Genomic DNA, 25,187 nt, shown 5'->3' on the forward strand with positions numbered 1-25,187 from the left:
CTCAGCGCGTGAGCGCGCTCTCCAGTTCCTGATCGATGAGGGCCGTCAGCTCCTGCTCGGACAGCCCTTGAATCTCCTCCGCCATGACGTCCTGGACCGGGCGCCCCGTGGGCTCGGACTTGGGCGCGGCGTCTCCCAGCCCCAGCTCTTCCCCGAGGTGCGCCACCAGCCCGCTCACCGTGGGGAAGTCGAAGACGAGCGTCGTGCGCAAGCTCCGGCCCAGACTCGTCGCGAGGCGGTTCTTGAGTTCGACGGCGAGCAACGAATCGAAGCCCAGGTCGAACAACCGCTCGCTGCCCGTGGGCGCGTCCGCCTCCGCCAACCCCAGCGTCGCCGCCACCTGCCCCGCCACGTGCTGGCGCAGCAATTCCAATCTCCGCGCGGGAGGTGCGCTCTCCCAACGCGCGCGGAAGGCGGGCGCCTGTCTCCGACTCCCTGCGGGAAGCTCCAGCAGGCCCTGCACGAGCGATTGGCGCGCGAGCCCGGGCAGTTGCTCGGCCAGACGTGCCCAGTCGACCGGGAACACGCCCACCTGCACCTGCGCCCGGCCCAGCAGTCGCTCCAGGAACGCCAGGCCCTGCTCGAGGGTGAGGGCGCCAAAGCCCAGCGCCCCGGAGGGCGGCGCGTCGGCCGACCTCAGGCGCGCGGCCATGCCGGCCTCGCCCCAGGAGCCCCAGTTGAGCGTCAGCGCGGGGAGCGCCAGCGCGTGGCGCAGATGCGCGAGTCCATCCAGGAACGCATTGGCGGCGACATAGTTGGACTGCCCCGGCGTCCCGATGAGCGAGGCGACGGATGAGAAGCCGATGAAGAAATCCAGCGCGGCATCCCGCGTGAGCACGTGCAGGTTCCACGCACCGAGCACCTTGGGCGCCAGCACCTCATGGAAACGTGCGGGCGACTGCGAGCCCAGGGTGCCGTCGCGCAACACGCCCGCCGCATGGATGACGCCGCGCAACGGCGGCCCGGCGCGCAGCCCTTCCAGCACCGCCGCGACCTCCGACCGCACCGAGAGGTCCGCGAGGGCCACGCGGACCTCGACGCCTTGCTCGCGCAGGGCTGCGATCCGCACGCTCGCCTCCTCGGAGGGCGCGTGCCTTGCGAGCAGGACCACATGGCGCGCGCCCTTGCGCGCCAGCCACCCGGCGAGGTGAAGCCCCAGACCACCGAGCCCGCCCGCGAGGAGATAGGTCGCGTCGGGTGACACCCCCACGTCGCGATTCGGCGCCGAGCGGGGACGGATCCGCTCCAGTCGTGCCGTGTGCAGGCGCCGCTCGCGCACCGCCACCTGGGCCTCGGACTCGGGCAGCGAACAGGCGCGCAGCAACAGGTCGAGGTCCTCCGCGACCGGCTCAGCGGGGAGGTCCACGCGAAGGCACTTCAGCTCCGGAGCCTCGGTCGCGATGGCCTGCGCGAAGCCCCACAGCGGGGCCTGCGCGACGTTCGGCAGCTCGGACTCCATGCCCAGCCGTTGCGCCCCCCGCGTGACGACCACGAAGCGAGGCGACGCGCGCCAGGGAGCCCGCAGCAGTCCTTGAACCAGGAGCAGCGGCGCATCGAGCGCATCCAACCGCGGCTCGGCGTCGCGTGGCGCGTCGACGTCCCACAGGTAGAGACAGACCTGGGGCGGCGCATCCGTCCAACGCGCCAGGAGTGCCGCGATGGACTCCGGCGAGGACGGGTCCACCGACAGATGCTCCGGGGCGGTGCGCTGTTCCGAATCTCGGTGCACCCACGTGACGCGTGCGCCGCGCGCGGTGAGCTGGCTTGCGAGGAGGTCCCCCGCCCCACCCGCATCCGCGAACACCGCCCAGTGCTGACCCACGAGCCGCGTCACCGCGAGGTCCTGCGCAAGGCTCCACGCCGTGCGATAGACGCAATCCGGCAGCTCGCCATCCAGCCCGCGAAGCAACGCGTCGCGATCCGCCTTGCGGACCGTGAGGCCCGTGAGCGTGGCCACCACGGAGCCGTCCTCAGCGCACACCGTGAGGTCCGTCACGGGCAGTCCCGCCGCGCCCGGGGCTGAGCGCTGCGTGGCGTGCGTCCAGACGCGCGCGGGCAGCGGCTCGTACAGGTCGATCCGCTGAAGCGCGACCGGCAGGAGCAAGGGGTCCTCGGGCGCCAACGGCGTGACGGCGGCGGCCGTCCTCAAGCACGCATCGAGGAGGGCCGGATGTGCGCGGAGATTGTCGGGCCCGGCCTCCACCTCGCTGACAGAGAACGCGGCCTGCCGCCCACGGTGCAACGATTCGAGGACGCGCAGCGACGGGCCGTAGTCCAGTCCACGCTCGCGAATCGCGGCGGTGAAGTCCTCCACCGAGACCTGCTCCGGGCAGCTCCGCTTCCACGCGTTGCGATCGCCCCGCGGCCTGGGCGCATCGAGCACCGAGAGTCGGCAAGTGACATGCGTGCGCCAACCCGCCGATTCGCTCGCCCCCTCCTCGGCGCCCGCGTCCTCCTTGCTCACCAGGGTGCAGACCCAGCCCGCCTCCCCGCGCTGCTCCACGAGGGTCTGCACTCGCGTGGCGCGCTGCTCCGAGAGCACGAGCGCCTGATGCAGCGTGAACTCCTCCAGCGAGAGGGACTCCGAGCCGAGCACCCGCGCCGCGGCCGAGGCCACCATCTCCACGAAGGCCGTGGCGGGAACAACCGCCTTGCCGTGCACCCGGTGCTCACGCAGGAAGGGCAGCGACCCGGCCCGCAGCTCCCCCGCGAAGACCGTGGTGCCTTCGCGCAGCGCCATCGAGTCCCATCGCGCCCCGAGCAGCGGATGCGCGGATGCACGCGGCGCCTGACGCGCCCACGGCGCGGGCACGTCCAACCAGTGGCGCTGCCGCTCGAACGGATAGGTGGGCAGCGACACGCGCCGCCGCGCCGGAGCGCCATCGAAGCGGGCCCAATCCACTTCGGCGCCCCTCACGTACAGCTCCGCGAGGGACCGCAACAGGCCCTGCCAGTCACCGCGGCGGGGATGCAGCGTCTCCAGCCACACGGCGTCGTCGGGCACGCGGCCGTCTCGCGCCAGGCCCACGAGGACAGGCTTGGGCCCCACCTCGATGAAGGCGCGCACGCCGCGCCGCACGAGCGTCTGGACTCCCGCCGCGAACCGCACTGGCGCGAGCACGTGCCGCGCCCAGTAGCTGGGACGCGCCATCGCCTCTCCGCCCTCTTCGCCGTCGAGGTTCGAGATGATCGCAATGCGCGGCGCCCGCATGGCCACCCGCCCCGCCGCGCGCTCGAAGTCCGCGACCATCGGCGCCATCAGGGGCGAGTGGAAGGCATGCGAGACCTTCAACCGTCGACACTCGATTCCCTCCGCGGCCAGCGACCGTGACAGGGCATCGAGCGAGGCCGCGTCCCCGGACAGCACCGTGTTGCGCGGACCATTGAGCGCCGCGCGAGTCACGCGGGGATGACCGCTCAGCAACGGGGCCACGCGCGCCTCGTCCGCGAGCACCGCGAGCATCGTCCCGCGCTCCGGCAGGGCGTGCATGAGTCGCGCGCGCTCCGCCACGAGCGGCAGGCCCTCCTCGGGCTCCATCAGTCCCGCGAACAGCGCCGCCGCGTACTCACCCACGCTGTGCCCGAGGAGCGCGTCCGGCTGGAGCCCCCACGCCTGGAGCAACCGCGCCAGCGCCAGCTCCAGGGCGACGAGCGCGGGCTGGGTGAAGCGCGTCTCGTCCAAGGCTCCGTCGCGAGACTCGAAGAGCACCTGCGTCAACGGGCGCTCCAGGTGAGGCCGCAGGATGGACTCGTACCGGAGGAGGTCGCTCCGGAAGTCCGGATGCGTGGCGAACAGCTCACGCCCCATGCCCACGTACTGCGCCCCCTGTCCGGAGAAGAGGAACGCGAGGCGCGGAGTCTCCAAGCCCTTGCGTCCCTGCACCCAGGCGCCAGGGTCCGTGGGCTGTCCCGCCTGGAAGGCATGCAGCGCCTCGGCCATGGACGCGGGGGTGGGCGCGATGAACGCCGCGCGCTCCTCCAGCGACGTACGGCCCAGGTTGGCCGCGTGGCACACCTCCGCGAGCGTGCCCGTGTGCTCCGCGCCGAGCACCTTCGCCACATCACCGGAGAGCGCGCGCAGGCTCCCCGCCGTTCGGGCCGACAGCCCCAGCAAGTGCCAGGGCCGCTCTTCGCGCTCCACGGACTCCGCGGGCCGCGGCGCGGACTCCAGGACGAGGTGGGCGTTCGTGCCGGAGAATCCAAAAGAGCTGACCGCGGCGAAGCGCGACTCAGCGCCCTGCCAGGCCCGCAGCGTGGTGGGCACCTCGATGAAGAGGCGGCTCCAGTCCACGTGAGGAGAGGGATTTCGCAGGTGGAGGTGCGCGGGAATCCGCTCGCGAGACAGACACAGCGCGGACTTGATGAGGCCGGCGATCCCCGCCGCGCCCTCCAGGTGGCCGAGGTTCGTCTTCACCGAACCCACGACCAGCGGCTGACTCCGCGCGGACTTGTCGCCATACGTGGCGGCCAGGGCCTCCAGTTCGATGGGGTCTCCCAGCGCCGTGCCCGTCCCGTGCGCCTCCACGTAGCCCACCTGGGACGCGTCCACGCGCGCATCCTTCAGCGCGTCCTGGATGACCTGCCGCTGCGCGAGCCCGTTGGGGACCGTGAGCCCGCTCGTCCGGCCATCCTGGTTGACGGCCGAGCCGCGCAGCACCGCGACGATGGGGTCACCGTGCGCGAGCGCATCCGACAGCCGCCGCAGGACGATGACGCCGCAGCCCTCGCCTCGACCAATCCCGTTGGCCGACGCGTCGAACGCCTTGCAGCGCCCATCCGGCGACAGCATGTGGGCGCGCGACTCAATCAACGTCGCCACGGGCGAGAGCACGAGGTTCACGCCGCCCGCCACCGCGAAGTCCACCTCTTGCTGACGCAGGCTGCGCAGCGCGAGGTGCACGGCGACGAGCGACGACGAGCACGCCGTGTCCACCGTGAGGCTGGGCCCCTGGAAGCCAAACGTGTACGAGAGCCGCCCCGACGCGACGCTCGCGCCATTGCCCGCCCCCGTGTGGGCATCGATCAGCTCGGGGGACTGCGTGGCGATCTGCGTGTAGTCCTGCCCCATCATCCCGATGAACACGCCGGTGCGCGTGCCCTGCAAGGAGGTGGGGTTGCGGCCGGAGGCCTCCAGCGCCTCCCAGGTGCACTCGAGCAGGAGCCGGTGCTGCGGATCCATCCGCGCCGCCTCGCGCGGAGAGATGCCGAAGAAGCGCGGCTCGAACTCATCGATGCGCTCCAGGAATCCACCGAAGCGGCTGGACACGCGGCCTGGCGCGTCTGGGTCCGGGTGATAGAAGCGGTCCACGTCCCATCGCGAAGCGGGGACCTCCGTGATGGCGTCCCGCCCCTCGCTCAACAGCCGCCAGTACTGCTCGGGCGTCGTCACGCCCCCCGGGAAGCGGCACCCCATCCCGATGATGGCGATGGGCTCGTGCTTCGCACGCTCATGGGCATCCAGGCGCGACTGCGCCTCCTGGAGCTTCAGGAGCGCGCGCTTCATCAAGTCGCCGTAGCCGGTATCGCTCGGGTGCGCGGACATGGCGGGCCTAGTTCATCTTCGTGAGCTGCTCGGAGAGCAGGTGCGCGAGGTTCGCTTCGGTCAGCCCCTCCAGCGCGGGCGCGCTCGCATCGCGCGCCTCGGGCCCGGGCTCCGCTTCCACTTCGAACTCCAGGGGGATGCAGTCCTCCGCGAGCCGCGCCGCGAGCTTCTCCGTCGTCGGGTAGTTGAAGACGAGGGTCGCGGGCAACGTGACGCCGAAGCCCGTCTGTAGCCGGTTCTTGAGCTGCAACGCGGCCAGCGAGTCGATGCCCATCTCCTGGAACCCTTGCCGTGGATCGATGGACTCACCCGAGCCCAGGCCGCGCATCCACGCCACCTGCTCGCGCAGGTACTCCATCAAGAGGCGGCGACGCTGAGCGACCGGCGCCCTCGCCAACGTCTCCACGAACGTCGCGCGCGGGCCCACCTGGCCTCGCGCTCGCTCGCGCAACGCCTGGTCATACGGGGACGAGCGCCCTCCGCCGAACACCGCCCAGTCGATGGCCGCCACGCCGACCTGCGTCGCGCGCGTGGTGAGCAGCAGCTCCAGCGCACGAAGTCCCTGGCGCGCCGGCAGCGCATCCAAGCCCGGCGTGCGCGCCTGTTCGCTCACGGCCACGCGGGCCCCGGCGTCGCCGGCCCACACGCCCCAGTTGATGCTGAGCCCAGGCAGACCCTCGGCGCGGCGGTGGTGCGCCAGCGCATCCTCGAAGGCCGTGGCGGCGCAGTGGTTCGTCTGTCCCGCCGAGCCCACCAGCGACGCCACCGACGAGAAGAGGACAAAGTGCTCCAGCGGCAGGTGGGCCGTCAGGCGGTGCAAGTTCCACGAGCCGCGAACCTTGGGCCGCAGCACGGACTCGAAGCGCGCCCAGCGCTGCTGTCGCAGCACGCCGTCATCGAGCGCGCCCGCGGAGTGGAACACCCCACCCAGTGGCGCGAAGTCACGAGCCACCTCTTCCAGCAGCGTCGCCAGCGCGGTCGCGTCCGCGATATCGACCTGGCGGACTTCGACCCGCACGCCCTGACGACGCAGGCGCTCCAGGCGCTCGACCGCGCTCGGGGTTGCCTCACCTCGCCCCGTCAGGACCAGGGTCCGCGCGCCCCGCCGTGCGAGCAACTCCGCGGTCAGCAAGCCCAGCCGGCCGAGCCCGCCCGCGATGAGGTAGCTGCGATCCGCCCGGAACAGCTCGGGCCGCTCCACGCGCGAGGCGAGCAACGCACGGGCCTCCGTCCTCCGCAGCCGCGCGACGTGACGGACGCCGCGATAGGCCACCTGGTTGTCGCTCACCTCGCGACGCGCGCCCAGCTCACGAAGGAGCGCCTCCACCTGTGCATCGAGGTCGGCCCGCGGGTCCAGGTCGACGCACCGGCAATCCATCTCGGACGACTCGATGGCGAGTGGGCGCGCCAGTCCCCAGAGCGGCGACTGCGCGATGCCCGGCACCGCGTCACCGGGGGCCACGGACTGCGCACCGCGCGTGACCAGCCACACCGCCTCCGAGTGGCCTCGCTCGATGAGGTAACGCAGCACGCCCAGGGCGCTGCCGCAGCCCCGCCGCGTGGCGTCCTCCAAGGGAGCATCCGACAGGGACTCGGTGGTCGCGCCGTCGAGTCCCCACAGCACGACGACATCCGCGAGGCCCGTCGGTAGCTCCGCCTCGCGCAGCGCCGCGGGGAGCGCATCCGGGTCCTCCGGCAACTCGAAGCGCCGATCCCCCAGCCCGCGGAACGCCAGTCCGCGCGTCGCCACGAAGCAAGCACGCCCCGCCTCGCTCAAGGTCCGCGCGAGCCGCTCACCCACGCCCGCGTCATCCGCGAGGATGAGGCAAGCGCCCTCCCCGCCTCCGCGAGCACCCGGCACGATATCCCCCAGCGCGGCGGGCTCCCAGACGCGCTCGTAGAGGAGCGGATCCAGCTCCGAACCCGCGACCAGTCCCAGCGCCTCATGCGTCGTCCGCTGGAGCTCCAATCCCTCCACGCGCGCGCACCGCCGTCCTTCACTGGTGAAGACGCTGACGTCCGCGCGCAGCCGCTGCCGGCCCTCGTCCAGGGGTCGCACCACCGCGTGGCTCCACACGCCGGCCTCGAGCCCTCCCGACAGCACGAGGCTCTCAATGCGCATGGGCACGTAGACCTCGGACTCGGCCAGCTCGGGATAGGCCCCGCCCACGACCTGAAGGCAGGCATCCAGCAAGGCCGGGTGCGCGAGGTAGGCGCCCGTGCCTCCGAGCGTGGCGGGCTTCTCGATGCGGGCGAGGACCTGCTCGCCCTGCTGGCGCAGCTCGGTGATGCCTCGGAACTCGGGGCCGAAGTCGACGCCGGACTCCAGGGCCCGCTGGTAGTAGTCCTGAAGCAGCGGCGCGGCGCGCAGCCCCTCCAGCACCGCATCGAGTCCAGGCTCGCCGCGCGCCTCGTCTCGCTCATGCCAAGGCGCGAGCGTCGCGGTCGCATGGAGGAGCCATGCTTCGTCCCGGTCCGAGGTGGCGCGGCTGAAGATGCGCACCGCCGCGCGCCCCGCGTCTTCCCCCCTCACCGCGACCTGCACGCGGCGCTCGCCGTCCGCCGGGAAGGTCATCGCGGCCAGCAGCGACAGCTCCGACAAGCGCAGCGCGGACGTGCCGAGCATGCGCGCACCCGCCGCGAGCGCCATCTCGACGTACGCGGTCGCCGGCAGCGTGGGCGTCCCGAAGACGCGGTGCTGCCCGAGGAACGCGTGCGCCGAGGGCCCGAGGGTCGTCTCGAACAGCAGCGCGCCGCCCTCCAACAACGCCAGGGGCACTCGGGCACCGAGCAACGGGTGCTCCTCGCGTGCCGTGCTCGCGCCGTTGGGGCGCTGGAGCCCCGCGCCCTCCTCCCAGAACCGCTGCCTCTGGAACGGATACGTGGGGAGCGTCACCTTGCGGCGCGCATGGCCCGCATCGAGCGCGGCCCAGTCCACCTGAACGCCTCGGAGGAACAAGCCCGCGGCACTCTCCAGGAGCTGCTGCCAGCCGCCGTCCTCCGGCTTCAAGCTCGGCAGCAGCGCGCACTCCCCCTCGGGCACGCACCGCGCCGCCATGCCGAGCAACGTGGCCTTGGGGCCAATCTCCACGAAGACGCGCGCGCCGTCCTGATAGAGCCGCTGCACGCCATCCGCGAAGCGCACGGGCTCGCGCAGCTGCGCGCACCAGTAGTCAGGCGTCGCGATGGCGTCGGTGATGGGCTCGCCCGTCATGCCCGAGACCATCGGAATCCTCGGAGGCGAGAAGCGCAGCGTCCGGGCGACCGCGCGGAACTCCTCCAGGATGCGCTCCACCATCACCGAGTGGGCCGCGCGCGGGATGTTGAGGCGCTTGACCTTGAAGCCGCGTGACTCCATCGCCTGCGTCACCGCGGCGAGCTCCTCGGGAGGGCCGGAGACGACGACGTTCTCGGGCCCATTGAGCGCCGCGACGCCAATGGCCCAGCCCCCCTGAGCGAGGACCTCGCGCACCTGGGCCTCACCCGCCGACACCGCGAGGTTTCCGCCCTCGGGCAGCTGGTGCATCAACCGGCCGCGATGCACCGCCAGCTTCAGCCCGTCCTCCACGCTCATCACGCCCGCGAGGCACGCAGCCGCCAGCTCGCCGGTGCTGTGACCGAGCAGGACATCCGGCATCACGCCCCAGGACATCCACAGCTCACCCAGCGCGTACTCCAACGCGAAGAGCGCGGGCTGCGCGTGGTCGAATTGATCGAGGACCGAGTCCTCTCCAGGCGCCGGGTACAGCACGGACTGGAGCGAGCGCGTCCACGTCCCGCTGAGCAGCACATCGAACGCATCGAGGCGCTGACGGAAACCGGGGTGCGTCTGGTACAGCTCTCGCGCAACCCCGACGTACTGAGAGCCCTGCCCCGAGAACAGGAACGCGACCTTCGCGGCCTGCTTGAGGTCGGGCACGCCACGAAGAAGCCCGGGGCGCTCCTCCTGCCGCTCCGCCGAGCCCAGCAGCGTGGACAGGTGCGCGCGATCCACGCCCACCACCGCGAGCCGATGCTCGAAGAGCGTCCGCCCGGTGTTCGCGGAGAAGCAGAGGTCCGCGAGCGCGTCCTCCGTGGAGTCCAGCCGCTCGCGATAGCGCCCCGCCAGCTGACGGAGCGCCGCCTCGCTGCGCGCCGACAGCGTCAGGAGGTGGCGCGAGCGCTCGGCGCGGGCATCGGAGGCTTCCGCCGTCTTCGGCGCGGGCGCCTCTTCCAGCACCACGTGCGCGTTGGTGCCGCCAATGCCAAACGAGCTGACCCCCGCTCGCAGGGGCCCCTCCGTCGAGATCCACGGCTGATTCTGAGCGACGACGTAGAAGGGACCGCCCTGGAAGTCGATGCGCGGGTTGGGAGACTCGAAGTGGAGCGAGCGCGGCAACATCCGGTGCTGAAGCGACAGCACGACCTTGATCAACCCGGCGATGCCCGCCGCGCTGTCGAGGTGCCCCATGTTGCTCTTCACGGAGCCGAGGCCGCAGGTGCGCGATCCCGCTTCACCCGCGAAGGCCCGCGTGAGCGCCGCGACCTCGATGGGATCGCCGATCGCGGTCCCCGTGCCGTGGGCCTCCACGTACGAGATGGAGTGTGGCTCCACCCCGGCCCGCTGATGAGCCCGGCGCACGACGTCGGCCTGGCCCTCGACACCGGGCGCCATGAAGCCCACCTTGCGGTGACCATCGTTGTTGATGGCCGTGCCCTTGATGACCGCGAGGACCGTGTCGCCGTGCGCACGCGCGTCACTGAGGCGCTTGAGCACGACGACGCCCGCGCCACTCCCTGGGAGGGTGCCGTTCGCTCGAGCATCGAACGGCCGGCAGTGGCCATCGCCCGAGAAGATGCTGCCCTCCTCGAACAGGTAGCCGACCGCGTGCGGGACCTTGATGGCCACGCCCCCCGCGAGCGCCACGTCGCAGCTCCCGTTGAGCAGCGCGTCGCAGGCCATCGACACGGCGACGAGCGACGTCGAGCAGGCCGTCTGGACGTTCACGCTCGGGCCGCGCAGGTCGAGCTTGTAGGACGTCTGCGTGGCCAGGAAGTCCTTGTCCTGCGAGATGAGGTCCTGGAAGAAGTTCAGCGGGCGCGTCAGGTCCGGATACGGGTAGCGGTAGTGGCTGACGCTCTTGCCCGCGTAGACGCCCACCACCGCGTCTCCCTTTCCAGGCTGCAAGCCCGCGTGCTCCATCGCCTCCCAGGCGCACTCCAGGAAGACGCGCTGCTGCGGATCCAACGCGCGCGCCTCGCGGGGCGTCAGGGAGAAGAAGTCGGCGTCGAAGGTGTCATGCCCCTCCAGCACCGCCGAGGCCCGGACGTAGCGCGGATCACGGAACGCCGCCGCGCTCACGCCCGCCGCGCGCAGCTCGTCATCGCTGAACGCGGCAACGGACTCGACGCCGTTCACCAGGTTGTTCCAGAACGCCTCCAGGGACGGCGCCCCAGGCAAGCGGCAGCTCATGCCGACGATGGCGATGTCCCGCTCTCCCGACGCGGGCACCGAGGCAGCGGTGCTCGCGGCCGCGGCCCCCTCCTCCACTCCCGAGGCCCCCAGGTGACGGGCCAGCGCCCGGACGGTGGGGTTGCCGAAGATCTCCACGACGGGAACGGAGACCCCCAGCGACGCCTTCAGCCGCAGGTGGAGCTGGATGAGGTGCACCGAGTTGGCGCCCAGCTCGAAGAAGTTCCGATCCGGATGCACGGGGGGCACGCCCAGCACTTCGCCCACGGCCTTGGCCAGCCCCGCCGTCAGCTCACGCGCCTCGCCCGAAGCGACCCGCGACACCGGCGCGGGCTCCGAGGGACGCAGCGGGCGCGCGACCGCGTCCGGGTGCGGCAACCCACGGCGATCCACCTTCCCGTTGCGAGTCAGCGGCAGCTCATCCAGCACGACGAAGGTCGCCGGCACCATGTGCTCGGGCAGCGAGCGCGCCAGGGACTCGCGGATGCGACGCGTGTCGACGTCCTTGTGGCCATCCGCCGGGACGACGTAGGCGACGAGCCGCTTCTCGTGATGTTCCCCCACCGCTCCGACCACCGCCGCGCGCAGGCTCGACTCGCGATGGAGCGCCGCCTCAATCTCGCCCGGCTCGATGCGCTGCCCGCGAATGGACAGCTGGAAATCAACGCGGCCGAGGAACTCGATGGTCCCATCGGGCAGGTATCGCCCCAGGTCACCCGTTCGGTAGATGCGCTCACCGGTGCGCGGATGAACGGTGAACTTCGCGGACCCAGCCCCCGCGCCCACGTAGCCGAGCGCCACGCCGATGCCCGCGCAGCACAGCTCGCCGGGAACCCAGAGGGGTCGCTCCGCCAGCCGCTCGTCCATCACGTAGTATCGCGTGTTCGCGATGGGCTTGCCGTAGGGGATGCTGCGTCGGCGCTCGTCCAGCTCGTCCACCGGGTGGGTGATGTTCCACAGCGACGTCTCCGTGGGCCCGCCCACGCTGATGAGCTTCACGCCGCCAAATCGAGCCCGCAGCCGCGCGGGCAGCGTCACGGGGATCCAATCCCCGCCCAACATCACCAGCCGCAGCGGACACCCGAGGCGGACGTTGCCGCCCTCCAGGTACGTCAGCAGCATCTCCATCATCGCGGGCACGGTGCTCCACACCGTGACGCCGTGACGGGCCATCAGCTCGACCCAGTGCGCGGGGTCGCGGCGTTTGGCGGCGTCCGGCAACACGATGAGGCCGCCCGCGCTGAGGGTGCCGAAGACGTCGTAGACGGAGAAGTCGTGGTGGAGCGCGCTCAGCGCGATGAGCCGGTCATCGGGCCCCACGCCAAAGCGGCGATGGGTCCACTCGATGGCGTTGACCATCCCCGCGTGCGAGAGCATCGCGCCGTTGGGCTGCCCGGTGGAGCCCGACGTGTAGAGGATGTGCGCGAGGTCCTCGGGGCGCTGGAGGGTCGCCAGCGGCGTGTCACTGTGCCTGGAGAACGCGTCGGGCGTGAGCGTCAGGACCTGCACGCCCTCGGGCCACTCACGCGCGGTGAAGCGCGGCTGGGTCACCACCAGCTCGGCGCCGCCGTTGCGCATCATGTACGCGCGCCGCTCGGGCGGCAGCCCCGCGTCAATGGGCAGATACGCGGCCCCCGAGCTGAGGATGCCGAGCACCGCGACGACCTGCTCCCAGCCCTTCTCCATCACCACGGCGACGACGCGGTTGGGCGCCGCGCCCCGCTCGCGAAGCTCACGCCCGAGTCGACTCGCGCGGCGGCTCAGCTCGCCATAGGTGAGCGTGCCCTCGGACGTCGCCAGCGCGGGGGCGTTGGGCCGCTCGGCGGCGTTGCGGAAGAACCCCGTGTGCAGGAGCGCGCCGCTCAACGGGAGCGCGTTGTCGTTGACGCGGGCAACCACCTCGCGCTGGCGCCAGGGGATGACCTCCAGGTCCTTGCGCGACCACGCGGCGTCTTCCTCCGCCAGTTGGTGCAGCAGCGCGCGGAAGGCGTTGAACATGTCCTCCAACATGCCGGCCGGGAACAGCTCCTCGGCCACGTCCCAGTTCAGGAAGACACCACCGCGCTGGTAGACAATCTGCAGGTCGATCCACACCTGCGGCGTCTGCGTCAGCGCCTCGACGAGCCCCCCGAAGGACTCCGCCAGGAAGTCCACCCAGTGCGAGTCCCGGCTCTTGGAGTGGGAGGCGAAGCTCGTCATCACCACGGGCATCAGCGCGCCAGAGATGCGGCCCTGGGCTCGGAACAACTCGCGCAGCAACTCCACGCCGCTGACCTCGCGGTGCTCCAGCGCGAGCAACAGCTCGTCCCGGATGGCGTGGGCGCGCTCGGTGAACGTGCGCTCCGGACGGTGGTCGACCTCCACGAGCGTGAAGCTGGCGAACGTCCCGATGATGTCGTTGACCTGCGGATGGATGGGCAGGCGGTTGAAGTGCGGGACGTTGAGGGTGAAGCGCGGGCTGCGGCTCCAGTGCGCGATGACCTCCGCGTAGGCCGCCAGCAACAGCTCCGGCTCCGTCAGCCGGCGCGCCCGGGCCCGCTGCTTGAGCCGCTGCCACTCCTCCGCCTCCACGCGCGCGAACCAACGACGGAAGCGCGGGCGCCGCAGCGTGCGCGGCTCCTTCTCCATCGGAAGGTCGGGAGCAGGAGGGAGCCGAGCCAGTCGCTCGCGCCAGTACGCCAGCGAACGGGCATGACGGGCCCCCCGAGCACCGTTCAGGGCGAGCGAGTAGTCGCGGTATGACAACGCGAGGGGCGGCAGCGTGAGGACCGCCTCGGGGTGCTGATAGAAGTGCACCAGCTCGCGGTAGAGAATCTGGAAGCTGTACCCATCGATGAACGTGCCATCGATGCTCATGAACAGGCGCGCGCGGTCATCGTCGAGCAGGCACACCCGCAGCTCGAACAGCGGCCACGTGTCCAGGGAGTGCACCTGCTGGGAGAGGCGCTCGCGGATGGCGGCGAGGCGCGCCTCCGTCTCCTCGGCGCCGCGCCCGCGCAGGTCCTCGACGGGGAGCGCGTAGCGCGGAACGCTGGGGAGGATGCGCTGCTGGAAGCCGGGCACCTCCACCGCGCGCAGCATCTCGTGGCGCGCCACGACCTGGTTCCACGCCTCCTCGAACCGGGCCACGTCCAGCGCCACGCAGTCCAGCTCGTTGTACGCGTGCATGGACGCGTTCAACTCCAGCTCGGACTGACGGCCCACGCTGTAGGCCTGCTGCAGCTCGGTCATCGGAAACGGCGCGTGCCGCTCCTGGGGGCGGGCCACCACCTCGGGTGGGGCCTCCGGCGCGCGGCCCTGGCGAGACAGCAGGGCCAGCAGCTCCGCCTTGTTCGCCACGAGCTGCTCGCGCAGCGCGGCGGGAATCTCGCCCGAGGGCGCATCCACCGCGAGCCGCTCACCCTCCACGGCCAGGGTGATGCCGTGCGCCGCCAGCGCCTGAAGGAGTGCGTCCAAAGTCATAGCAGCACCCGTTTGGTGTCCGTGCGCTCCGAGGTCCCCGCGGTCAACACCCGCGCCACCGCGAGCCGCTCCAGAAGCTCCCCCACCACCTGCGCGATGGAGTGCTCATCCACGAAGCTCTTCAGGGGCAGCCCCACGTCCAGCTCGGCGAGCACCAGGTCCCGCATCTCCAGGGCCATGATGGAGTCGAAGCCCAGCGCCTCGAACGAGTCGGTGGACGACAGTCGCTCGGGTGCCACGCGGCTGACCTCCGCGATCATCTCCTTGAGCCGAGCCTCCAGCGCGCGGGCGCGTGCGTCGCCCTCCAGCGACAGCAACACCTCGCGCAGCTGGCGCGGCGCCACGGCCCCGGCGCCCTCCTCCGCCCTCGGCAGCAGCTCCCGGAACAGCGAGCTGCCCGCGATGGCGGGATAGGCATGCGCCCAGCGCTTCGGCTCGAAGCGCGCGATGCCTCGGTTGGCCGGTGCGTCCGCGAGCGTGACCGCCATCAGGGCGAGCGCCTCGTCGACGGACATCGGCGACATGCCACGCTCTGCGAGCCGCTCTCCGCGCCGCGCGTCGGTGGCGGCCATGCCCACCTCGCCCCAGCTGCCCCATTGCAGGCTGAGCGCCGGGAGCCCCCGCGCGCGACGCAAGCGAGCCAGGGCATCGAGGAAGGCATTGGCGGCAGCGTAGTTGCCCTGGCCGGGCGAGCCCACCAACCCCGCGGTCGACGAGAAGAGGACGAACTGCTCCACGGTGGCGTCCGTGGCCAGCGTGTGGAGGTTCCACGCGCCATCCACCTTGGGGCCCATCACCGTGTCGAACGCCGCGGGCTCCAGTTGCAGGAACGACGCGTCCGCGAGCACGCCCGCGCAATGGAAGACGCCCCCCAACGGAGGGCCTCCGCGCCGGAGTCCGTCGAGCACGTCCGCCACGGCGTCGCGCTGCCCCACATCCACCCGGCACGTCTCCACGCGAGCGCCCGCCGCGCGCAGCGACCCGAGCACCTCGCGCGCCTGCGCGCTCTCGCCCGACCGCCCCCACAGCGACAGGTGACGCGCGCCTTGCGAAACCAGCCACTGCGCGAGCCGCAGACCGATGCCGCCCAAGCCCCCCGTGACGACGTAGCTCCGATCCGCGCGAGGGCGGAACGCTCCCGTGGCGCCCGCGGCGCGCTGCCCCGGGATGAGCGCGGAGACGAATCGCTGACCGCCTCGGTACTTCACTTCGTCGTCGTCACTCGCGGCTGGGATCGCCAACTCCCCGGGGAGCACACGCAGCGCCTCCACGCCAGAGCGCGCATCCAGGTCCACGCGCTTGCAACGCAGCTCGGCGTGCTCGTGCGCGAGGACGCGGGCCAGACCCCAGAGCGATGCCCCCGCGAGCGACAGCGACTCTTCCTCCGCCTGTGCGCCGCGCGTGACGAGCACCAGACGGGGCGCACCGGGCAGCGCGGTGCGCGCCATCGCCTGGGCCAGGAACGTGAACGCCACGGCCTGACGCCGCGCGGACGCGCCTCGGGGTGCGGATTCATCCACCGGGTCCTGACTCGCCAGGAAGAGCACGCCCCTCAGCGGTTCCCCCGAGGCCGCCACCTCCTCCAACAGCTGCGCGAAGGACGCGCCCTGACCGAAGTCGACCCGATGCTCGCCCGGCGTCGCGCGCGCGGAGGTTGGCCCCGCGCAGGCCACCACCAACTCTCCGTGCGGTGAGCCCCAGGCTTCGCGCAGGGGGCGCGCCGCCTCCAGGTTCTCCGTCAAGGCAAGCCACCGCCCTCCCCGACCCGCGGATTCGGGCACGGCCTCGCGGGGACGCCACGCCAGGTCCCAGAGCAGTCCTTCCCAGCGAGCGGACACCTCGGGAGGCGGAGGCGCCAGGAGGCGCGGCGCCTCACGCTGCCCATCCCACCAGTAGCGCTCGCGCTGCCAGGGATACGTCGGGGCAGAGGCCTTGCGCGCCTCGGGGAACAGGGAGTCGAAGCGCAAGGTGAGCCCCGCGCAGTACACGCGCGCGGCCCGCGTCAGCACGCCCTGGAGCACCTCGCCGCCATCTCGCGGGTCGGCCTTGAGGACGAACACCTCACGGCCGCGTCGCCGCGCGGAGGCATCCAGCGCATCCGCGAGCGCTCCGCTGCACGCGACCTCCAGGAAGGTGGAGGCGAAGTCGCGCGCCACCAGATGCTCGGCCACGAGGTCCCAATCCGGAGCCTCGGAGGCCACCGCCTCGCGCACCCACCTGCCCGAAGGCGGCATGGCACCTTCGGAGAGCCAGGACTCCTCCGCGAAGGAGAAGAAGTGGCAGCGCGCGGTGCGCGCCAGGAACGGCTCGGGATCCGGCAAGCGCAGCGCCAGGCGGATCGCCTCTTCTTCCGTGAGCAGCCCGGCGACGACCGCCGCGGCGATGCCACCCGTGCCATGCCCCGCGACGGCCAGCGGCTCCACGCCACACGCGCGCCACCACGCCACCAGCGCGAGCTGGCACGCGAGCAGGACACCCGCGCCGCGCGCTCGCACCTCCGCGGCCTGGGGCCCGCGACTCCCGCGCGCCAGATGCTCGGAGACCGACCAGCCCGCCACCCGGCGGAACGCGGCGTCCAACCCCTCGAGCTGCCGCATCGACGCAGGGTCGCGCGCGAGCAACTCCCGCACGAGGCCATCCACCTGTTCGACGTCGTCGCCGAAGATGAAGGTCGCGCCCTTGGGTGGCGCGCCCGTGAGCGAGCCGCGGTGGATGCCGGTGCCGCTGCGTCCCTCGGCCGCGCTGCGCAGCAGGGCGCGCAGGACCTCGGGCGTCTGGGCCACGAGCGCCATGCGCTGCTCGTGATGCGAGCGCCCCGCGCCCGCGGTGAAGCACGCGTCGCGCAGGTTCGCGTCCGGAACCTCGGTGAGCTGGCGCAACCATGCGCTGGCCAGCTCCCGCAGGCCCGCCTCGCTCCGCGCCGAGAGTGGCAGGAGGTAGGGCCCCGCATCGGTGCGCGCCGAGGGGGCCTCGCGATAGGACTCGACGATGGCGTGCGCGTTCATGCCGCTCATGCCAAAGGAGCTGACAGCGACGCGGTGCGCGCGCCCCTGGGGCGTGAGCGGCGTGTGCTCCCGGACGACAGCCAACCCCGAGCCCGCCCAGGAGAACTCGGGCGTCGGATGCTCGAAGTGGAGCGAGGGAGGAATCGTGCCGGACTGGAGGATGCACACGGCCTTGATGAGACCGGCGATCCCCGCGGCCGCCTCCGTGTGGCCAATGTTCGGCTTGAGCGAGCCCATCCACAGCGGGTGCTCGGCCGAGTGAGCGGCGCCATACACCCGCGCCACGCCTTCCAGCTCGATGGGGTCACCCAGCCGAGTGCCCGTGCCGTGCGCCTCCAGGTAGTCCACCTGTCCGGGCTCGATGCCGGCGCGCTGGAGCGCGAGGCGATAGAGCGACTCCTGGGCCCGGACGTTCGGGACCGTGAGGCCTCCGCTCGCGCCGTCGTGGTTCATCGCCGTCGCGCGCAGCGTGGCGAGCACGCGGTCTCCATCCCGCAAGGCATCCCGGAGGCGCTTGAGGATGACCACGCCACAGCCTTCGCCCTGCACCATGCCGTCCGCCGCGGCGTCGAAGGCGCGGCACCGCTGCGTGGGAGACAGTGCTCCCGCCTTGGTGAGGAACACGCTCAGGTGCGGGGCCAACAGCAGCTTCACGCCCCCCGCGATCGCGACCGTCGACTCCCCCGCGTGCAGGCTCTGACACGCCAGGTGCACGGCGACGAGCGACGACGAGCACGCGGTGTCCACCGCCAGGCTCGGACCTTCGAGCCCGAGCAGGTACGACAGGCGTCCCGGGACGTAGCTCGCATCCACTCCCGAGGAGTAATGCGGACCGACCTTCTCCAACCCGCCCTCCGCGATGAGCGCGTAGTCCCGAGCATGAACGCCCGCGAACACGCCGGTCCGAGTGCCGCGCAGCGCGTGCGGGGGAAGCCCCGCGTCCTCCAGCGCCTCCCAGCACACCTCCAGGAAGAAGCGCTGCTGCGGATCCATCCCCTCCGCCTCGCGCCGCGAGATGCGGAAGAACTCCGCGTCGAAGCGCTCGACGCCCTCCACGAACGCCGCCCGGCGCAACGTGGACTTGCCGGGGGCCGCGGGGTCCGGATCATGAATGCCCTGGAGCGACCGCCGCTCCGCAGGGACCTCCATCACCGCCTCGCGCCCGCCCCACAAGAGCTCGCGGAACCGCGACGTCCCCGAGGCCCCGCCCGGGAAGCGACACCCCATGCCGATGATGGCGATGGCGTCCTCGCTCCCCGAGGTGACCGAGACCAGCTTGCGCTGGAGCTTCTCGATGGTGAGCAGGGCCTGCTGGAGCGGGGTCAGCTCCGAGCCCACGCCGTCCTTGCGATTCATCATCCGACCTCGATGGTGAGTTCCGCCAGCTTCCGGGCAATCAGTTCGCGCGCCTGCTCCTCGGACAGCCCCGCGATGCGCTCCACCAGCGCCCACTCCTCGCCGCGGGGGACCTCGGGAACAACCGCCGCCGTGTCATCCATCAGCGCGCGCAGGCGCGACGCCAATGCGTCCAACCGGGGGTGCTCGAAGAGGACCGTCGCCGACATCGCGATGCCCAGCGCCCCGGTGATGCGCGCCTTGAGCTGCGCGACCCCCAGGGAGTTCAGCCCCAGCTCGAAGAAGGTGCGCTCGCGCGTGTCCATCGCCTCCAGCTCCAGCACCGCCGCGAGCTGCACGCGCAAGAAGTCCGCGAGCCGCGCCTCACGCTCCGCGGGAGTGCCCGCGCGGTAGTCGACCGCGCTCGGCCGTTCGGAGACGGGCGGCGCCTCGGACGCGGGCGCGTGGACGGCGCCGGGCGCACGAGAAATCGCCTCGGGCGTCAGCCATTCCGGCCACAACCGCTGTCTCTGAAAGGGATGAATTGGAAGACTCACGCAGGCCCCGCCACCCACGAGAAAGACTTCTCGCGAAACATATCCCGAGTCAACAAAGGTCTTTGACGCCTCAACCAGTGAGGTTGGTTGTCCTTGCTCCACCCAACACGTCCGCGTCGGATTGAGTAGGAAATCCTCGAGCCTCAAGACCAATTCCGCACGGCCCGTCCCCACCATCGCCACGCGATTCCGGTGGTGTTGGCGTTTCAGGGCCGCGGTAAAACAAACATCCACGAGCCGCGCTTCGGCCTCACCCGTCTCCACAAGGAAGTCACGAAGCTGTCGCGCGCGCGCGATCAGCCCCTGCGGCGACTGCGCCGAGAACACCAACAGGTGGGCCGCGACGGAGACATCGGGAGACGTCTGAGGTGGGCGGGCGGGGGCCTCCTCCAACACCAGGAAGGCATTGGCACCGCCCAACGAGGTGGACACGACACCCGCGCGTCGCGGCTCACCCTGGGGCGGGACAGGCCAGGGCTCGCGCCCGGTCTGGATGCTCAGGCCCAGCTCCTCGAAGGGAATGAGCGGGTTGGGCGCGTCCACGTGGATGGTGGGCGGCAGCGTCCGGTGCCAGAGCGACAAGCAGACCTTGATCAACTGGGCGATGCCCGCCGCCGCGCCCAGGTAGCCCAGGTTGTTGCTCACCGCGCCCAGTCGGCACGGCGCCGCGCGCTGGCCAGCCAGCACCTGGCCAATGGCGAGCGCCTCGGCCGCGTCTCCCTTGAGGAAGGAGGAGCCGTGCAGCTCCACATAGTCGAGGCTGGCGGGCGACACCCCGCCCCGCTCGCAGGCCTGCCGGATGACATCCGCCTGCGCCTCCACGCTCGGCGCCATCAGCCACTCGTTGCGACCGTTGTGGTTCACCGCGCCGCCGCGGATGACCGCATAGACGCGCTCACCCGGCGCCACCTGGGACAGGCGCTTGAGGACGAGCATCCCCGCGCCCTCGCCGCGCACGTAGCCGTCCGCGCCCGCATCCAACGTCCGGCACTGTCCGGTGGGAGACAACACCCCGGCCTGCGACAGCATGAGGGTGCTGTCGGGCGAGAGCATCAGCTCCACCCCGCCCGCGAGCGCCAGCTCCACCTCGCCCAGGAGCAGGCTGCGGCAGGCCTCGTGCACCGCCACCGTGGACGAGGCGCACCCCACACTCGAAGTGGTGCTCGGTCCTCGCAGGTCGAACGCGTAGGAGATGCGGTTGGCGGCGAAGGCGGGCGTGGTGCCCAACAAGGAGTAGCCATCCAGCGCCGCCCAGTCGCGGGCCAGCATCCGCTGGAAGTCGTTGAAGTTGCTGCCAACGAAGACGCCCGTCCGACTGCCCCGCAGGCCATCCAGCGGCAGGCCCGCGTCCTCCAGGGCGTGCCACGCGCACTCGAAGAGGATCCGATGCTGCGGGTCCATCTGCCGCAGCTCGCGCTTGGAGAGGCGAAAGGCATTGGCATCCACGGCGTCCACGTCTGACACCAGCCCCGCGCGGAGTCCTCGCATCCGACCCGCGACGTCTGAATTCATGAATTGAAACAGCCCGACGTCCCAGCGCTCTGGCGGGACGTCACCAGTCACATCCAACCCCTCACATAGGCTGTTCCAGAGAGTCCGAGGAGAATCCGCCCCAGGAAGTCGGAATCCCATCCCGACCACGGCAATTGACTCACACCGCATGGGTGTGGACTTCTAATGCATCATCATTTATCACGTCAAGGATTCACTGTTTTCCGGCCTTGCCGCTGAAAAATAACCGCACATCTCCTCTGCAAGACAATTGCTGACTGGCCAACAATCCACAGACAGGTCGGATGCGCATGGACTTCGATTGGACTCGCGAGCAGACGGATCTCTATGAGCGTGCCCTCGCCTTCGCGAAGGCGCGGCTGACGGATCCGCGGTCGGGACCGGGGCTCTTCCTCGAGCAGTGGCGCCACTGCGGAGCGTTCGGCTTCCTGGGGCTCCCCATCCCCGAGCGCTATGGCGGACTGGGGCTGGATGCGCTGACGACGGCGCGGCTGATGGAGGCCCTGGGTCGTGGCTGCACCGATACGGGGCTCGTCTTCTCCGTCGGGGCGCACCTGTTCGCGTGCGTGCTGCCCATCCTCGAAGGTGGTAACGACATACAAAAGGCACGCTACCTGCCGCGTCTGTGTTCAGGGGAATGGGTGGGCGCCAATGCCATCTCCGAGCCGGAAGCGGGCTCGGATGTGTTCGCGCTCCAGACGCGCGCCCGGCGCACGGACTCGGGCTACGTGCTGGATGGCACCAAGAGCTACGTCACCAATGGGCCCATCGCGGATGTCTTCCTCGTCTACGCCGTCACGGCCCCATCCCACGGGTACATGGGCCTGAGCGCCTTCCTCGTGGAGAAGGGCACGCCGGGCCTCACGGTGGGCAAGCCGTTCCAGAAGATGGGCCTGTCCACCTCGCCCATCGCGCCCATCTACCTGGAGGATTGCCACGTCCCCGAGGCGGCGAGACTCGGCGCGGAGGGTCAGGGCGCGCCCCTCTTCAAGCGCTCCATGCAGTGGGAGCGCGCGTGCCTGTTCGGCGGCTACGTCGGGCTCATGGAGCGCGTGCTTGAAGAGACGGTGGGCTTCGCGCGCGAGCGCAAGCAATTCAAGCGCGCCATCGGCAAGAACCAGGCCATCTCGCACCGCCTCGCGGACATGAAGCAGCGCCTGGAGGCCTCGCGCCTGCTGCTGTACCGCGCGTGCTGGCGGATGGACCGCGGGGAGGACGCGGCGATGGAGGTGTCGCTGGCGAAGCTGGCCATCAGCGAGGCCGCGGTGCAGTGCGGCCTGGATGCCATCCAAATCCATGGCGGCATGGGCTACGTGGCCGAGACGGGGATCGAACGGGTGCTGCGAGACACCATTCCCAGCACGCTGTTCTCCGGCACCTCGGAGATTCAGCGGGACATCATCGCGAGCAACCTCGGCCTATGAGACTCGACGACATCGTGCGCCGCTCCGCCGAGCGGTTCCCCACGGCCGTCGCGGTGAAGGGGCCGGACGAGACGCTCACCTACGGCCAGCTCGACGCGCTCGCCAACCGCGTGGCCCGGGCGCTCCTCGAGCTGGGCGTTCAGCGGGGCGATCGCGTGGGGCTCTGGACGGAGAAGTCCGCGCGCGCCGTGGCGGCCATGCAGGGCATCGCGAGGCTCGGCGCCGCATATGTGCCGTTGGATCCGCACAGCCCGGCCTCGCGGACCCTGCGCATCGTGGAGGACTGCGGCATCCAAGTGGTGGTGACGTCCGCCTCGCGCGCGGGCGACTTGAGCGCCGAGGGCCGCGCGCCTCCGCGGCTGCTCCTCGTGGATGACGCGGGGCCAGGGTTCGCGTGGGGACAGCTCTCCGCCTGCTCCGCGGAGCCAGTCCCCCCCCACGCGCTGGAGGAGGACGCGCTCGCGTACATCCTCTACACGTCGGGCTCCACCGGGACGCCCAAGGGCGTGTGCATCAGCCACCGCAACGCCCTGGCCTTCATTGAGTGGTGCCACGCGCTCCTCGCGACGACGCCCGAGGACCGCTTCAGCAACCACGCGCCCTTCTACTTCGACCTGTCCGTGCTGGACCTCTACGCGGCGTTCCTCGGCGGCGCCTCGGTGACGCTCATCCCGGAGGCGCTCGCCTTCGCGCCCCGGAAGCTGGTCGAGTTCGTCCAGAGCGAGCGCTTCACCGTCTGGTACTCGGTGCCCTCGGCCCTCATCTTGATGATGCGCGAGGGCGGCCTGCTCGAGCACGCGGACCTGCCCTTCCGAGCGGTCCTCTTCGCGGGCGAGCCCTTCCCCATCAAACACTTGCGCCCGCTCCGCGAACACCTGCCCCGCGCGCGGCACTTCAACCTCTACGGTCCCACCGAGACCAACGTGTGCACGTTCCACGAGGTGACGGACATCGCCCCCGAGCGCGCCGAGCCCGTCCCCATTGGCCGCGCGAGCTGTGGAGACCGCGTGTGGCTGGCGCGCGCCGAGGGCGAAGAGTTCGGTGAGCTGATGGTGGAGGGGCCCACGGTGATGAGGGGCTACTGGGGACACCCACCGCAGGGAGCGCGCCCCTACGCCACGGGGGACCTGTGCCGTGAACTGCCGGACGGCGCCTTCGAGTACGTCGGGCGGCGCGACAGCATGCTCAAGGTGCGCGGCCGGCGCATCGAGCCCGGAGAGATTGAAGCGGCGCTGCTCACCCACCCGGACATCCAGGCGGTGGGCGTGGTCGCGCGAGGCAGCGGCCTGGAGGCGCGGCTCGTCGCGTGCGTGGTGAGCGCGCGTCCGCCGTCCCTGCTCCAGCTCAAGAAGCACTGCGCGGAGCGCGTGCCCCGCTACATGATCGTCGACGAGGTCCGCGTGATGCCGGAGCTGCCGCGCACGCAGAACGGCAAGCTGGACCGCCGGGCGCTGACCGAGCGGGTCCAGCGGCCGAGCGCGGAGGATTGACCGCGCTCGGCCACAGAGCGTCTCAGTTGCCCAGCGACACGTTCTCCAGGACCCCGAGCGCGTCGGGGACCAGGAGGGCCGCGGAGAAGTACGTGCTGACCAGGTAGGACGTGATGGCCTTCTCACTCACGTCCATCCGGCGCACGGAGAGCCCCGGCTCCACCTCGTCCGGCAGGCCCGTATGGTGCAGGCCGATGACGCCCTGGTCCGCCTCGCCGGTGCGCAGCACCAGGATGGACGTGGTGCGCGCCTCGGTGATGGGCAGCTTGTCGCACGGCAGGATGGGAACGCCCCGCCACGCCATGACCTTGCGGCCCTGGACGTCCACCTCCAGCGGGTAGATGCCCCGCCGGGTGCACTCCCGCCCGAACGCCGCGATGGCGCGCGGGTGGGCCAGGAAGAAGCGCGACTTCCTGCGCCGGCAGAGCAGCTCGTCCAGGTCGTCCGGCGTGGGCGGGCCCGAGCGCGTGTGGAGCCGCTGCTTCAGGTCCGCGTTGTGCAGCAGGCCGAAGTCGCGGTTGTTGACGAGCTCGTACTCCTGCCGCTCGCGCAGCGCCTCGATGGTCAGGCGGAGCTGCTCCTGCGTCTGGTTCATCGGACCGTTGAAGAGGTCCGCCACGCGCGTGTGCACGCGGAGCACGGTCTGCGCCACGCTCAGCTCGTACTCGCGCGGCTTCAGCTCGTAGTCCACGAAGCCGCCGTGCAGCGCCGGCTCACCCGCGTGCCCCGCGGCCATCGGAATGGCGGCCTGCCCCATCTTGTCCTGGGGCTTCTTCAGCCGCTCCTTGAACTGCGCGATGTGCGCGCGCAGCGCCGGCGACTGGGCGATGAGCGACTCGAACACCTGCTGCGGCAGCGCCAGCACCGTGCACGCGGTGGTCGCGCGAACCGTGAAGGGCCACGTGTCGTTCGACTCCACCACCGCCGCGTCGCCGAAGTGATCGCCGTCGCCGAGCATGTCCAGGGTCACTTCATCCCCGTACTTGCCCTTGCTCACCTTGCGCGCCTTGCCGTGCGCGATGAGGACTACGTGCTCCGCGGACTGGCCCGCCTCGACGATGGGCTCACCGGCCCGGACCTCGCGCTGCACGAAGCGCCCCGCCAGCGCGTTGAGGACCTCGGGGTCTCCATCGAAGCCGCGCAGGAGCGGCAACTTGGAGAGTTCCTGCGGAGCGACCTCCACCTTCGCGCCGATGTTGCTGAACACGAGGCGGTCATCACCCGCGGTGTACGTCAGGCGCCGGTTGACGCGGTACACGCCGCCGGACACCTGCACCCACGGCAGCATGCGCAGCAGCCAGCGGGGCGAGATGCCCTGCATCTGCGGCGCGGACTTCGTCGTCGTCGCGAGCTGGCGCGCGCCCGCGGTGCTCAGACTGAGCTGAGAATGATCTTCGGAGTGGGCCAT

At 71.2% G+C, this 25,187-nt stretch carries 7 protein-coding genes; 2 read left to right on the plus strand and 5 right to left on the minus strand.

Going from position 1 to position 25,187, the window contains the following annotated elements; genetic code table 11:
• Position 1 precedes the first annotated feature (1 nt).
• The 4 genes from KRR26_RS19965 to KRR26_RS19980 are packed head-to-tail and all read right to left on the minus strand — an operon-like array spanning position 2 to position 21,015.
• Entirely contained in the window at positions 2-5,542 is a 5,541-nt protein-coding gene (locus tag KRR26_RS19965; RefSeq protein WP_217080562.1) for a type I polyketide synthase, read from the minus strand.
• 7 nt (positions 5,543-5,549) lie between these two features.
• Positions 5,550-14,456 carry a non-ribosomal peptide synthetase/type I polyketide synthase gene (locus KRR26_RS19970; protein ID WP_217080563.1) on the minus strand — a complete coding sequence of 2,969 codons (8,907 nt, stop codon included), beginning with the start codon at positions 14,454-14,456 and terminating at the stop codon, positions 5,550-5,552.
• A complete protein-coding gene (locus KRR26_RS19975) occupies positions 14,453-18,817 on the minus strand; it encodes a type I polyketide synthase (RefSeq protein ID WP_217080581.1) in 4,365 nt (1,454 codons plus the stop codon). The genes KRR26_RS19970 and KRR26_RS19975 overlap by 4 nt, the downstream gene beginning before the upstream one ends.
• Positions 18,817-21,015 carry a beta-ketoacyl synthase N-terminal-like domain-containing protein gene (locus tag KRR26_RS19980; RefSeq protein ID WP_217080564.1) on the minus strand — a complete coding sequence of 733 codons (2,199 nt, stop codon included), beginning with the start codon at positions 21,013-21,015 and terminating at the stop codon, positions 18,817-18,819. The genes KRR26_RS19975 and KRR26_RS19980 overlap by 1 nt, the downstream gene beginning before the upstream one ends.
• A 140-nt stretch (positions 21,016-21,155) precedes the next feature.
• Here KRR26_RS19980 and KRR26_RS19985 point away from each other — a divergent pair, with 140 nt between their 5' ends.
• Together KRR26_RS19985 and KRR26_RS19990 are read left to right on the plus strand one after the other, a co-directional pair.
• Complete coding sequence (locus KRR26_RS19985) at positions 21,156-22,289, plus strand: acyl-CoA dehydrogenase family protein (protein WP_120209870.1); 1,134 nt, start codon at positions 21,156-21,158, stop codon at positions 22,287-22,289.
• Positions 22,286-23,779, plus strand: a complete 1,494-nt coding sequence (locus KRR26_RS19990) for an amino acid adenylation domain-containing protein (RefSeq protein WP_120209771.1) — start codon at positions 22,286-22,288, stop codon at positions 23,777-23,779. The genes KRR26_RS19985 and KRR26_RS19990 overlap by 4 nt, the downstream gene beginning before the upstream one ends.
• A 22-nt stretch (positions 23,780-23,801) precedes the next feature.
• On the opposite strand, the gene KRR26_RS19995 is transcribed toward KRR26_RS19990, so the two are convergent.
• Complete coding sequence (locus KRR26_RS19995; RefSeq protein ID WP_217080565.1) at positions 23,802-25,187, minus strand: family 2B encapsulin nanocompartment shell protein; 1,386 nt, start codon at positions 25,185-25,187, stop codon at positions 23,802-23,804.

This window comes from Citreicoccus inhibens, assembly GCF_019039035.1.
GTDB lineage: Bacteria > Myxococcota > Myxococcia > Myxococcales > Myxococcaceae > Citreicoccus > Citreicoccus inhibens.